Raw genomic sequence first — 12,808 nt, 5'->3', positions numbered from 1 at the left:
AGAAACTGTCATCTACTTTAATGGAAACGGATGTGCGAGGGTAATTCCTGAACGGTTAAAACTGTGAAAAAACGATTAGTGATAAGTAAAAACTATCACAGCGTGAAGCAGTTCACATATTTTAATGATGACAGGAAAAGATATGAACGCACTGGCGCAGTACATTCAGACATTAGCTCCACAACTGAGCGCATGGCGTCGCGATTTCCACCATTTTGCGGAATCCGGCTGGGTAGAGTTTCGAACAGCTGCGAAAGTCGCGGAGATCCTCGACTCGCTGGGCTACGAACTGGCGATGGGGCGCGACGTGGTCGATGCCGAAAGCCGTATGGGACTGCCCGATGACGCCATCCTTTCACGAGAGTTTGCCCGCGCCCGGGCACAGGGCGCGCCGGAGAAATGGCTGGCGCCGTTTGAGGGCGGGTTCACCGGCATTGTCGCGACCCTGAATACCGGACGTCCGGGCCCAACGCTGGCGTTTCGGGTAGACATGGATGCACTTGATTTAAGCGAAGCGCTTGACGACAGCCACCGACCGTACCGCGACGGGTTTGCCTCCTGCAACCCGGGCATGATGCACGCCTGTGGCCACGACGGGCATACCACCATTGGTCTGGGGCTTGCGCAGGTGCTTAAGCAGCATGAAGCGCAGCTCAACGGCACCATCAAACTGATCTTCCAGCCTGCCGAAGAGGGTACGCGCGGCGCGCGGGCTATGGTCGCCGCAGGCGCGCTGGACGGCGTGGACTACTTTACCGCCATTCATATCGGGACCGGCGTGCCGAAAGGGACGGTGATCTGCGGCAGCGATAACTTCATGGCGACCACCAAATTTGACGTGCGCTTTACCGGGGTCGCCGCACACGCTGGCGGTAAACCAGAAGAGGGCCGTAACGCCCTGCTCGCGGCTGCCCAGGCCGCCATCGCGCTGCATGGCATCGCACCACACAGCGAAGGCGCGTCCCGGGTTAACGTCGGGGTCATGCAGGCGGGCAGCGGACGCAACGTGGTTCCGGCTGATGCGTTGCTTAAGGTTGAAACCCGCGGCGAAAGCGAGGCTATTAATCAGTATGTCTTTGAGCGCGCACAGGCGGTAATTACCGGCGCGGCGGCGCTCTACGGCGTAACAGCCGGGGTAAACCTGATGGGGGCGGCGACCTCCAGCGCCCCTTCCCCGGCCTGGGTCGATTATCTGCGCGAACAGGCAAGCCAGGTGCCCGGCGTGACTCATGCCATTGATAAGGTCAAAGCGCCTGCGGGCTCCGAAGATGCCACGCTAATGATGGCCCGCGTACAGCAGAACGGCGGCATGGCCTCGTATATGGTCTTCGGCACCGAGCTGAGCGCCGGACATCACAACGAAAAATTCGATTTTGATGAGCAGGTGATGAACGTTGCCATCGAAACGCTGGCGCGAACTGCGCTTAATTTCCCGTGGACGCGAGGTGTGTAATGCAGGAGAACTACGCTTTTATCGCCGATGCCATCGACACGCGATGTCAGACGTTTACCGATATTGCCGACGACATCTGGGATCATCCCGAAACGCGCTTCGAAGAGTTCTGGTCCGCCGAACGGCTCGCCAGTGCGCTGGAAGCCGAGGGCTTTGCCCTGACGCGGGAAGCCGGAGGCATTCCCAATGCCTTTATTGCCAGCTACGGCAGCGGCAAGCCCGTTATCGCCCTTCTGGGCGAATACGATGCCCTGGCCGGGCTAAGCCAGCAGGCGCACTGCGCGACGGCGCAATCCGCCACCCCGGGGGCGAACGGCCACGGCTGCGGGCATAACCTGTTAGGCACTGCTGCCTTCGCCGGGGCGGTGGCGGTGAAAAGCTGGCTGGAACAACACGGCGGCAGCGGAACGGTACGATTTTACGGCTGCCCCGGCGAGGAAGGCGGCTCCGGTAAAACCTTTATGGTACGTGAAGGGCTGTTTGACGACGTGGACGCTGCCGTGACATGGCACCCGGAGGCCTTTGCCGGGATGTTTAACGTCAGCACGCTGGCCAATATTCAGGCCGCCTGGCGGTTTAAGGGGATCGCCGCTCATGCCGCAAACTCCCCACATCTGGGGCGCAGCGCGCTGGATGCCGTGACGCTGATGACCACCGGTACAAACTTCCTCAACGAACACATCATTGAAAAAGCGCGCGTTCATTACTCCATCACCGATACCGGCGGGATTTCGCCCAACGTGGTACAGGCCCAGGCCGAGGTGCTGTACCTGATCCGCGCCCCGGAGATGGCCGATGCGCAGCAGATCTACGCGCGCATCGAGAAAATCGCCCAGGGTGCGGCGATGATGACCGAAACCACCGTCGAGTGCCGCTTTGATAAAGCCTGCTCCAGCTATCTGCCGAACCGTACGCTCGAAGCGGCGATGTACCGCGCATTGCAGCATTATGGCACGCCGGCCTGGACGGAAGAGGAACGCGAATTTGCCCGTGAAATCCGCGCCACGCTCACGGCAAACGACCTGCAAAACAGCCTGAAAAACATTGCCGCAACGGGGGCCGAAGAGGGAAAAGCGTTTGCCCGACGCCATCAGGAGACGCTGCTGGTGGATGAAGTTGCCCCTTACGCCATCACCGATAACGTGCTGGCAGGCTCCACCGATGTGGGGGATGTCAGCTGGAAGATGCCTGTTGCACAGTGCTTTAGCCCCTGTTTTACCGTCGGCACCCCACTGCATACCTGGCAATTAGTGGCGCAGGGGCGCACCTCAATTGCCCATAAAGGCATGTTGCTGGCCGGAAAAGTGATGGGCGCGACCGCGCTGCATCTGCTTCAGGATGCCGACCTGTTGCGAAAATGCCGGGAAGAGTTCGAACAACACATAACAGAAAAACCGTACGAGTGTCCGATCCCGCAGGGCGTGACACCGTCACCTTTAAAATAAAAAAACACAACACAACAACACAACAACAGTCCCGAGGAACGCCCATGAGTATGTCTTCCATACCTTCGCATTCCCCATCCGGTAAGCTCTATGGCTGGGTTGAAAGGATCGGCAATAAAGTGCCGCACCCTTTCCTGCTTTTTATCTATTTAATTGTCATCCTGATGGTCGCGACGGCCGTGCTGTCCGCCTTTGAGGTGAGCGTGCGCAGCCCGGCCGACGGCAGTATGGTAGCAGTGAAAAACCTGCTCAGCGTTGAAGGGTTGCACTGGTTTTTGCCGAACGTGATTAAAAACTTCAGCGGTTTTGCGCCGCTGGGCGCCATCCTGGCGCTGGTGTTAGGCGCGGGACTGGCCGAACGCGTGGGTCTGCTGCCCGCGCTGATGGTGAAAATGGCCTCGCACGTCAGCGCGCGTTATGCCAGCTATATGGTGCTGTTTATTGCCTTCTTCAGCCATATCTCGTCCGACGCGGCGCTGGTGATCATGCCGCCGATGGGGGCGCTGATTTTCCTCGCCGTTGGCCGTCATCCTGTTGCGGGTCTGCTGTCGGCGATTGCGGGCGTCGGCTGTGGGTTTACCGCTAACCTGCTTATCGTGACCACCGATGTGCTGCTCTCCGGCATCAGTACGGAGGCAGCCAGCACCATCGATGCGACTATGCACGTCAGCGTGATCGACAACTGGTACTTTATGGCCAGTTCGGTGATTGTCCTGACGATTGTCGGGGGGCTGATTACCGATAAGATCATTGAGCCGCGCCTGGGTAAATGGGAAGGCCGGAGCGATGAAAAGCTGGAGACGCTGAGCAAAGAGCAGCAGTTCGGCCTGCGCGTAGCCGGGATCGTCTCGCTGGCGTTCATTGCGGTGGTGGCGCTGATGGTGGTGCCGGAAAATGGCGTGCTGCGCGATCCGATCAAACACACCGTACTGCCCTCGCCGTTTATTCAGGGCATTGTGCCGCTGATAATTCTCTTCTTCTTCGTCGTTTCGCTCGCGTTCGGCATCGCCACCGGCAAAATCCGCCGTCAGGGAGATCTGCCGCACCTGATGATCGAGCCGATGAAGGAGATGGCGGGTTTTATCGTGATGGTGTTCCCGCTGGCGCAGTTTGTCGCCATGTTTAACTGGAGCAACATGGGCAAGTTTATGGCCGTGAGCCTGACGGACGCGCTGGAGGCGGCGGGGTTGAGCGGTGTTCCGGCGTTTGTCGGCCTGGCGCTGCTGTCGTCCCTGCTGTGCATGTTTATTGCCAGCGGGTCGGCCATCTGGTCGATTCTGGCGCCCATCTTTGTCCCCATGTTTATGATGCTCGGCTTCCATCCTGCGTTCGCCCAGATCCTGTTCCGTGTCGCCGATTCCTCGGTGATCCCGCTGGCGCCCGTGTCACCCTTCGTTCCGCTGTTTTTAGGCTTCCTGCAACGCTACAGACCGGAGGCTAAGCTGGGTACCTATTATTCGCTGGTTCTGCCCTATCCGCTTATCTTCTTAGGGGTATGGCTGGTGATGCTGGTGGCGTGGTATCTTGTCGGCCTGCCGATTGGACCGGGTGTTTACCCGAGGCTGAACTAAGGAGTACTGATGCTGAGATTACTCGAAGATAAGATTGCGACGCCGCTGGGGCCGCTGTGGGTTATCGCGGATGAAGCGTTCAATCTGCGCGCGGTTGAATGGGAAGAGCACAGCGACCGGATGGTTGAGCTGCTCAACATCCATTATCGCGCCGAGGGTTACGAGCGTATTACTGCCCGTAATCCTGGCGGGCTGAGCGATAAACTGACGGCCTACTTCGAGGGCGATCTCAGCATTATTAATACCCTGCCAACCGCCACGGCGGGCACCCCTTTTCAGCGCGAGGTGTGGCAGGCGCTGCGTAATATTCCCTGCGGGCAGGTGATGCACTACGGTCAGCTGGCAGAGCAGCTTGGCCGTGCCGGCGCGGCGCGCGCGGTCGGTGCGGCAAATGGCTCTAACCCCGTCAGCATTGTGGTGCCTTGCCATCGCGTGATCGGGCGCAACGGCACCCTCACCGGCTATGCCGGGGGCGTACAGCGCAAAGAGTGGCTGCTGCGTCACGAAGGGTATTTTCTGCTGTAATTCCCAGGCTTTTTGTGCTTAATTTTCTTCCTGTTAGGTTCATAATCCTTAATCATTCTGTGGAATTTCAAGGAGATGGCAACACGCTGCCGTCTCTTGTCTTTATTGGGGGTTTGCCAGACTTACGTCCTTACCAAAAAGATGTTAAAATTGACCAATATCAATTAAGGCTTGAGCAAACCTATGATCCCGGAAAAGCGAATTATACGACGCATTCAGTCTGGCGGTTGTGCTATCCATTGCCAGGATTGCAGCATCAGCCAGCTCTGTATCCCGTTTACTCTGAATGAGCACGAACTCGATCAGCTTGACAATATCATCGAGCGCAAAAAGCCTATTCAGAAAGGGCAGACGCTGTTTAAGGCGGGAGACGAACTGAAATCGCTCTATGCTATCCGTTCTGGCACCATCAAAAGCTACACCATTACCGAACAGGGCGACGAGCAGATCACCGGCTTCCATCTGGCAGGCGATTTAGTCGGCTTTGACGCCATCGGCAGTGGCCATCACCCGAGCTTTGCTCAGGCGCTGGAAACCTCTATGGTCTGCGAAATTCCGTTTGAGACGCTGGACGATCTGTCCGGTAAGATGCCGAACCTGCGTCAGCAGATGATGCGTCTGATGAGCGGTGAGATTAAAGGCGATCAGGATATGATCCTGCTGCTTTCCAAAAAGAATGCCGAAGAGCGTCTGGCCGCCTTTATCTATAACCTCTCCCGCCGTTTCGCGGAGCGTGGCTTCTCCCCGCGTGAATTCCGTCTGACCATGACGCGCGGTGATATTGGCAACTATCTGGGCCTGACCGTGGAAACCATCAGCCGTCTGCTGGGTCGCTTCCAGAAGAGCGGAATGCTGGCGGTTAAAGGTAAGTACATCACCATCGAAAACGGTGAAGCGCTGGCCATTCTGGCGGGTCACTCACGTAACGTGGCATAACTCTCCCGGATATCTTATGCCAGGTCGATAAATTTTCATGATTATTGATCTGGCAAAAACTTCCCCCCTGTTTCATTCAAGATATATAGGTTACTCTTTTACTTACAGACTGTGGTGACAGTAGTAAGGAGACCTGTATGGCAAAGTATCAAAACATGCTGGTGGCTATCGATCCTAACCAGGACGATCAGCCGGCATTACGACGTGCTGTGTATTTACATCAACGGATTGGTGGCAAAATTAAAGCCTTTTTGCCGATTTATGACTTCTCATACGAGATGACCACCCTTCTGTCGCCTGACGAGCGCACCGCTATGCGTCAGGGAGTGATCAGCCAGCGTACCGCGTGGATCCGCGAGCAGGCGAAATATTACCTGGAAGCGGGCGTACCGATTGATATCAAAGTGGTCTGGCACAACCGACCTTTCGAAGCCATTATTCAGGAAGTGGTGGCCGGTGGGCATGACCTGCTGCTGAAAATGGCGCACCAGCATGACAAACTGGAATCCGTGATTTTCACCCCGACCGACTGGCATCTGCTGCGCAAATGCCCTTGCCCGGTATGGATGGTGAAAGATCAGCCGTGGCCTGAGGGCGGGAAAGCCGTCGTGGCGGTGAATCTGGCCAGCGAAGAGGATTATCACAATTCGCTGAACGAGAAGCTGGTGAAGGAGACGCTTCAGCTTGCCGACCAGGTTAACCACACCGAAGTCCATCTGGTGGGCGCCTATCCGGTTACGCCAATCAATATCGCCATCGAGCTGCCTGAATTTGACCCGAGCGTGTATAACGACGCGATTCGCGGTCAGCATCTGCTGGCCATGAAAGCGCTGCGCCAGAAATTCAGTATCGATGAGAATATGACGCACGTAGAAAAAGGGTTACCGGAAGAGGTTATTCCGGATCTGGCGGAACATTTGCAGGCCGGGATTGTGGTGCTGGGCACCATTGGCCGGACCGGTATCTCTGCCGCGTTCCTGGGAAATACCGCCGAGCAGGTGATTGACCACCTGCGCTGCGACCTTCTGGTCATCAAACCGGATCAGTATCAAACGCCGGTTGAACTGGACGATGAGGAAGACGATTGACCCCAAAATGAAAGCCCGCCGGTAACGGCGGGCTTTTTTATTACGCTTCGCTCAACCGCTGCGTCGGTGCCTCGTCGCCGGCATTCATCCAGGGCGCGTGCAGAACCATGCTCGGCAGCGCCAGCTTGATCTCCTGCTGGTTCAGCCCCTCCAGAATACGGATATTGATCTCCTGCTGAATATCCATGTACTTGTTGTAGTCCGCAGTATTAACGATATGGACCACCTCGAAGGTCAGGCGATCGCGATCGAAGCCCAGGAAATGGGCGCGGTCAAACTTCGTTTCCCCGACGTCGGTAATGATCTGTTTGACCATATCACCCACTGAACGCAGTTTGTCCGGCGCCGTGTCGCTGGCAACCCCGAAGGTAAAGACGATCCGGCGCGTTTGCATCCGTTTGTAGTTATGCAGCGTCTGTTGCAGCAGAATGGCGTTCCCGCAGACAATCTGCTCCCCGCTCAGGCTGCGGATACGGGTGGTTTTCAGGCCAATGTGCTCTACCGTCCCGGCGACATCGTTAAACACCACAAAATCGCCAATTTCGAACGGCTTATCAAAACCGATGGAAAGCGATGCAAACACGTCGCTCAGGATCGTTTGCACCGCGAGGGCGATTGCAATACCCCCTACCCCAAGGCTGGCAACCAGAGCAGTGATGTTGACGCCCGCGTTAGCAAGAATAGACAGCAGCATCACTGACCAGACTATGGCACGGAGGATAAGCCCCGTGATCACCAGCGTCACCGGGTTTTTATGGCTTCCCGGCGCCAGCATGACGTGACGAAGCCACGACACCACCCCCTGATCCATCCACAGCGCCACCTGGATAGCGAAGACCAGGAACCAGGCGTGGCTCACGGTACCAAAGAGATGATCCGGTAAGTCGACGAAACGCAGGCTGAATAACAGCGCCACGACAAAAAGCAGGAAGCGGCTGGTGCGGTTAAGCATATCCGTCAGGATAAAACGCATCCGGTTGGTGGTGGGGTGCTTGTCGCCCCAGGTAGTGATCCCTTTCTTAACGAAGGCGATCAGACGCGTCAGCAGCCAGTACACCAGCAGAGTCACAAAAACCACCGTGGCGACGCCGATCCAGAAAGATGGCGTCATCATCAGCTCGATGATGTCGAAGCGGGACAAAAATCGCATTACACCTCCTCGTATTACACAAAGGGTAAAGTATAGACAGAGGAGAAAAGCTGGCCGCAGAAATAAGAAAACCGCCCCAGGGGGCGGTTTGTCAGGATGAAGCGCAATTACAGCGCTTTCAGGATCGCATCCACGCTGGCCTTGGCGTCGCCAAACAGCATGTGGGTGTTATCTTTAAAGAACAGCGGGTTCTGCACGCCAGCATAGCCGGTGTTCATAGAGCGTTTGAAGACAATGACGTTCTGCGCCTTCCACACTTCGAGAACAGGCATACCCGCAATCGGACTACGCGGGTCGTCCTGCGCCGCCGGGTTAACGGTGTCGTTGGCGCCAATCACCAGCACGGTGTCGGTGTCGGCGAAATCATCGTTGATCTCGTCCATTTCCAGCACGATGTCGTAAGGCACCTTCGCTTCCGCCAGCAGCACGTTCATGTGGCCTGGCAGACGCCCCGCCACCGGGTGAATACCAAAGCGAACTTTGATGCCGCGCGCGCGGAGTTTCTCGGTGATTTCCGCCACCGGGTACTGCGCCTGCGCCACCGCCATGCCATAGCCTGGGGTGATGATGACGGAATGCGAGTTTTTCAGCATCTCTGCGGTGTCTTCCGCGCTGATTTCACGGTGTTCACCCACTTCCTCATCAGAACCGGTTGATGAGCCGTCAGAACCGAAGCCACCCGCGATGACGCTGATAAACGAACGGTTCATCGCCTTACACATGATGTAAGACAGGATCGCACCGGAAGAACCGACCAGCGCACCGGTGACAATCAGCAGGTCGTTGCTCAGCATAAAGCCTGCCGCCGCCGCCGCCCAACCGGAGTAGGAGTTCAGCATGGAAACCACCACCGGCATATCTGCTCCGCCGATAGACGCCACCAGATGCCAGCCGAAGGCCAGCGCGATGATGGTCATCACCAGTAACGCCAGCACCTGCAAGCCTACGCTTTCGGTACGCACGAAGACCACCAGCAGCACAAAGGAAACGACCAGCGCCGCCAGGTTCAGCTTGTGGCGGTTAGGCAGCATCAGCGGTTTGGAAGAGATCTTCCCGCGCAGCTTGCCGAACGCCACAATCGACCCGGTGAAGGTCACCGCACCGATGAAGATGCCGAGGAACACTTCGGTCAGGTGGATGTTCACCAGAATCGGCTCCAGGCCCGGTTCGTGGTACAGGTAGCTGTTGAAGCCCACCAGCACCGCCGCCAGACCCACGAAGCTGTGCAGAATGGCAACCAGCTCCGGCATCTCGGTCATTTCAACGCGTTTCGCCAGACGAATACCAATCGCGCCGCCGATGATCATCGCCACCAGGATCCACGCCACGTTGCCGGTGTCCGGCCCAAAGATGGTGGCAATCAGCGCAATCGCCATCCCGGCGATACCAAAGTTATTTCCCTGCTGAGACGTTTCGTGTTTGGAAAGCCCCGCCAGACTGAAAATAAACAGGATTGCAGCAACAATGTATGCGGCTGTAACTAATCCTCCAGACATATGCTACCCCTTAGCCTTTACGAAACATTTTCAGCATGCGCTGAGTCACGGTGAAACCACCGAAAATATTGATACTGGCGATCAGCACCGCAATGAAGCTCAGGAAGCTGATCCAGCCGCCATGACCAATTTGCAGCAATGCCCCGACCACGATAATCCCGGAGATGGCATTGGTGACCGACATCAGCGGGGTATGCAGCGCATGAGAAACGTTCCACACGACGTAGTAACCCACCACGCAGGAGAGCGCGAAGACGGTGAAGTGGCCAAGGAACTCTTTTGGCGCGACATCCGCCAGCCAGCCAAACAGGATAATAACCAGCGCCATGATGGCGTATTTGCGCCACGGCGACGCAGGTTTTGCTGGCTCCGCGGGCTCTGGCGCCGCTTTCGGCGCAGCCTGAGGTTGAGCGGAAACCTGAATCGGCGGTGCAGGCCAGGTGATTTCCCCTTCACGCACCACGGTAACGCCACGCACCACCACATCATCAAAATCAACGGTAATGTTGCCGTCTTTCTCTTTGCAGAGCAGCTTCAGCAGGTTAACGAGGTTCGTGCCGTACAGCTGAGAGGACTGGGTTGGCAGACGCCCTGGCAGGTCGGTATAACCGATCACCTTCACGCCGTTCGCGGTCGTCGTGACCTGGTTTGGCACGGTATACTCACAGTTACCGCCGTTTTGCGCCGCCAGATCGACAATAACGCTGCCCGGCTGCATGGAATCCACCATCTCACGGGTGATCAGCTTCGGCGCCGGTTTACCCGGAATAAGCGCGGTGGTGACAATGATGTCCACCTCTTTTGCCTGCGCCGCAAAGAGCGCCATTTCCGCCTTAATAAAGGCTTCAGACATGACCTTCGCGTAACCATCACCGCTGCCCGCTTCTTCCTTGAAGTCCAGCTCAAGGAATTCGGCGCCCATACTCTGCACCTGCTCCTTCACTTCCGGCCGGGTATCAAACGCGCGAACAATAGCGCCCAGGCTGTTTGCGGCCCCGATAGCGGCAAGACCTGCCACACCGGCACCAATCACCATCACCTTCGCGGGTGGTACTTTACCTGCCGCCGTAATCTGACCGGTAAAGAAGCGACCAAACTCATGCGCAGCTTCGACAATGGCGCGATAGCCGGCAATGTTCGCCATGGAGCTCAGCGCATCCAGAGACTGCGCGCGCGAAATACGCGGCACGGAGTCCATCGCCATCACGGTGACACCACGTGCTGCCAGCTTCTCCATCAGCTCCGGGTTTTGGGCTGGCCAGACAAAGCTCACAAGCGTAGTGCCCGCGTTCAGCAGTTCAATTTCACTCTCTTCCGGTGCGTTGACCTTCAGAATGATGGGTGATTGCCAGACCTCAGCACCGTCCACTACGTCCGCGCCAGCCTGAGTAAAGGCCTCGTCATCGAAACTCGCCAGTTTGCCCGCGCCGCTTTCAATCGCGACGGTAAAACCCAATTTAAGCAGTTGCTCCACCGTTTTTGGTGTTGCCGCTACGCGGGTTTCATTGGCTAACCGTTCTTTTGGTACCCCAATACGCATAGTTTTCCCTTCCATCGGTTTTTGATGATGGTTTGTCGATAATTGCCCACGGTTTGTATCAATTTTCACCATCGAGATATCGACGGAGAATGATTAACCCCGGAAAATAAAACAGTAACAAACTTTCTATAACCTACTGAAAATAGCGCCCGTGATCTACCGCCAGAAAACACTATTTCTTACTTTATCTGTGAAAAATAAGCGATCGGGGTCACTGACAGAGATATTTACCTTAAATTCGCCTTCAGGACCGATAAATCGCGCAAGCGAAGCGGTAAAAACATGATATAGCGCCATAAAAGAACAACTCATTAACATTAAATTAACTTGTAAAAGTCATATGCTTAATCAGTTTTGCTTGTGAAACGCCTGTTTTTTCCACATATCACAAAATGTTATCGAATCAGGTCCTTTGGTGAGCACAGGCTGTGAAAAATGCCGCAGACAGCGACGGGTGTTAAATGCCATAATCGGGACCGTCTCAAATTAACAACAACACCAGTACATGGTTTGCGCAAGGCGAAGGATTATTTTTATGAAGCTTAAGAACACACTCCTGGCGTCCGCACTTCTTTCCGCGACCGCCCTGTCTGCGAATGCCGCGACAGAGTTGACGCCGGAGCAAGCGGCAGCGTTAAAACCTTTTGACCATACGGTCATTGTGGGTCGCTATAACTCTATTGGCGATGCCGTCGCCGCCGCATCAAAAGCCGCCGATAAAAACGGCGCTGCCTCGTTTTACGTTGTTGACCAGTCCGATCAGGGCAACAGCGGCAACCAGCGCGTAACGATTGCGCTGTACAAAGAGAATGCCCCAAAAGCAGATGAACAGAAAAACCGCGTGATTAACGGCATTGTTGAACTGCCGAAAGATCAGGCTGTTCAGCTGGAACCGTATGACACCGTGACCGTTCAGGGCTTCTACCGCAGCCAGCCTGAAGTTAACGATGCCATCACCAAAGCCGCGAGAGAAAAAGGCGCTTACGCGTTCTATATCGTGCGTCAGGTTGATGCCAACCAGGGCGGAAACCAGCGCATCACCGCCTTCATCTATAAGCAAGATGCGAAAAAACGCGTAGTACAAAGCCCGGATGCCATTCCAGCGGATTCAGATGCGGGACGTGCCGCGTTAGCGAAAGGCGGTGAAGAAGCGAAGAAAGTGGAAATTCCGGGCGTTGCAACCTCGGCGGCACCAAGCGCTGAAGTGGGTCGTTTCTTTGAAACCCAATCCACCAAAGGCGGTCGTTATACCGTTACGTTACCAGACGGCACGAAAATTGAAGAACTGAACAAAGCCACTGCCGCGCAGATGGTTCCGTTCGACAGCATCAAGTTTACGGGCAACTATGGCAACATGACGGAAATCTCCTATCAGGTGGCGAAGCGTGCTGCGAAGAAAGGCGCGAAGTATTACCACATCACCCGCCAGTGGCAGGAACGTGGTAACAACCTGACCATCAGCGCCGATCTGTACAAGTAATAAAACGGTTTCATAAAGGCGGCGCAGTGCCGCCTTTTTTGTTACTTTTTTTCTGATTTCTGCCACACGTCATTGCATGCATCCTTCACACTCCGTAAAATCCCGCGCCTTAGCGTGATCCACC

General features: G+C 55.9%; 10 protein-coding genes. 7 read left to right on the top strand and 3 right to left on the bottom strand.

The window, feature by feature from the left end; all coding sequences use genetic code 11:
* Nucleotides 1-142: 142 nt before the first annotated feature.
* The 6 genes from AC4OVU_RS10100 to uspE all read left to right on the top strand — a co-directional run bounded on the left by AC4OVU_RS10100 (nucleotide 143) and on the right by uspE (nucleotide 7,018).
* A complete protein-coding gene (locus AC4OVU_RS10100) occupies nucleotides 143-1,453 on the top strand; it encodes a M20 family metallo-hydrolase (protein ID WP_110293072.1) in 1,311 nt (436 codons plus the stop codon).
* Nucleotides 1,453-2,898 carry a M20 family metallopeptidase gene (locus AC4OVU_RS10095; protein WP_110293073.1) on the top strand — a complete coding sequence of 482 codons (1,446 nt, stop codon included), beginning with the start codon at nucleotides 1,453-1,455 and terminating at the stop codon, nucleotides 2,896-2,898. Before AC4OVU_RS10100 ends, AC4OVU_RS10095 begins: the two co-directional genes overlap by 1 nt.
* 44 nt (nucleotides 2,899-2,942) lie before the next feature.
* Nucleotides 2,943-4,469, top strand: a complete 1,527-nt coding sequence (abgT, locus tag AC4OVU_RS10090; RefSeq protein ID WP_032104209.1) for a p-aminobenzoyl-glutamate transporter — start codon at nucleotides 2,943-2,945, stop codon at nucleotides 4,467-4,469.
* Nucleotides 4,470-4,478: 9 nt separating this feature from the next.
* A complete protein-coding gene (gene ogt, locus AC4OVU_RS10085; RefSeq protein ID WP_015570643.1) occupies nucleotides 4,479-4,994 on the top strand; it encodes a methylated-DNA--[protein]-cysteine S-methyltransferase in 516 nt (171 codons plus the stop codon).
* A 183-nt stretch (nucleotides 4,995-5,177) separates the two neighbouring features.
* Entirely contained in the window at nucleotides 5,178-5,930 is a 753-nt protein-coding gene (gene fnr / locus AC4OVU_RS10080) for a fumarate/nitrate reduction transcriptional regulator Fnr (protein WP_000611906.1), read from the top strand.
* A 137-nt stretch (nucleotides 5,931-6,067) separates the two neighbouring features.
* Complete coding sequence (gene uspE / locus AC4OVU_RS10075) at nucleotides 6,068-7,018, top strand: universal stress protein UspE (RefSeq protein WP_003857535.1); 951 nt, start codon at nucleotides 6,068-6,070, stop codon at nucleotides 7,016-7,018.
* A gap of 40 nt (nucleotides 7,019-7,058) precedes the next feature.
* Here uspE and AC4OVU_RS10070 read toward each other — a convergent pair whose 3' ends face one another.
* The 3 genes from AC4OVU_RS10070 to pntA form a co-directional block, all read right to left on the bottom strand.
* On the bottom strand, nucleotides 7,059-8,168 hold the full coding sequence (locus AC4OVU_RS10070) for a mechanosensitive ion channel family protein (protein ID WP_017694101.1): 1,110 nt from the start codon (nucleotides 8,166-8,168) through the stop codon (nucleotides 7,059-7,061).
* A 107-nt stretch (nucleotides 8,169-8,275) separates the two neighbouring features.
* The gene (gene pntB / locus AC4OVU_RS10065) at nucleotides 8,276-9,664 is read right to left on the bottom strand and encodes a Re/Si-specific NAD(P)(+) transhydrogenase subunit beta (RefSeq protein WP_003857541.1); all 1,389 of its coding nucleotides are present in this window, start codon (nucleotides 9,662-9,664) and stop codon (nucleotides 8,276-8,278) included.
* A gap of 10 nt (nucleotides 9,665-9,674) precedes the next feature.
* Nucleotides 9,675-11,204, bottom strand: a complete 1,530-nt coding sequence (pntA, locus tag AC4OVU_RS10060) for a Re/Si-specific NAD(P)(+) transhydrogenase subunit alpha (protein WP_017384575.1) — start codon at nucleotides 11,202-11,204, stop codon at nucleotides 9,675-9,677.
* Nucleotides 11,205-11,739: 535 nt separating this feature from the next.
* On the opposite strand from pntA, the gene ydgH reads away from it, so the two are divergent.
* The gene (ydgH, locus tag AC4OVU_RS10055; RefSeq protein ID WP_000769339.1) at nucleotides 11,740-12,684 is read left to right on the top strand and encodes a DUF1471 family protein YdgH; all 945 of its coding nucleotides are present in this window, start codon (nucleotides 11,740-11,742) and stop codon (nucleotides 12,682-12,684) included.
* The last annotated feature ends 124 nt before the right edge of the window (nucleotides 12,685-12,808 follow it).

The sequence above is a fragment of the Enterobacter sp. 6722112 genome (assembly GCF_058661685.1).
The sequence above is the reverse complement of the archived record's forward strand: the minus strand, read 5'-3'. Positions and strand labels throughout refer to the sequence as shown.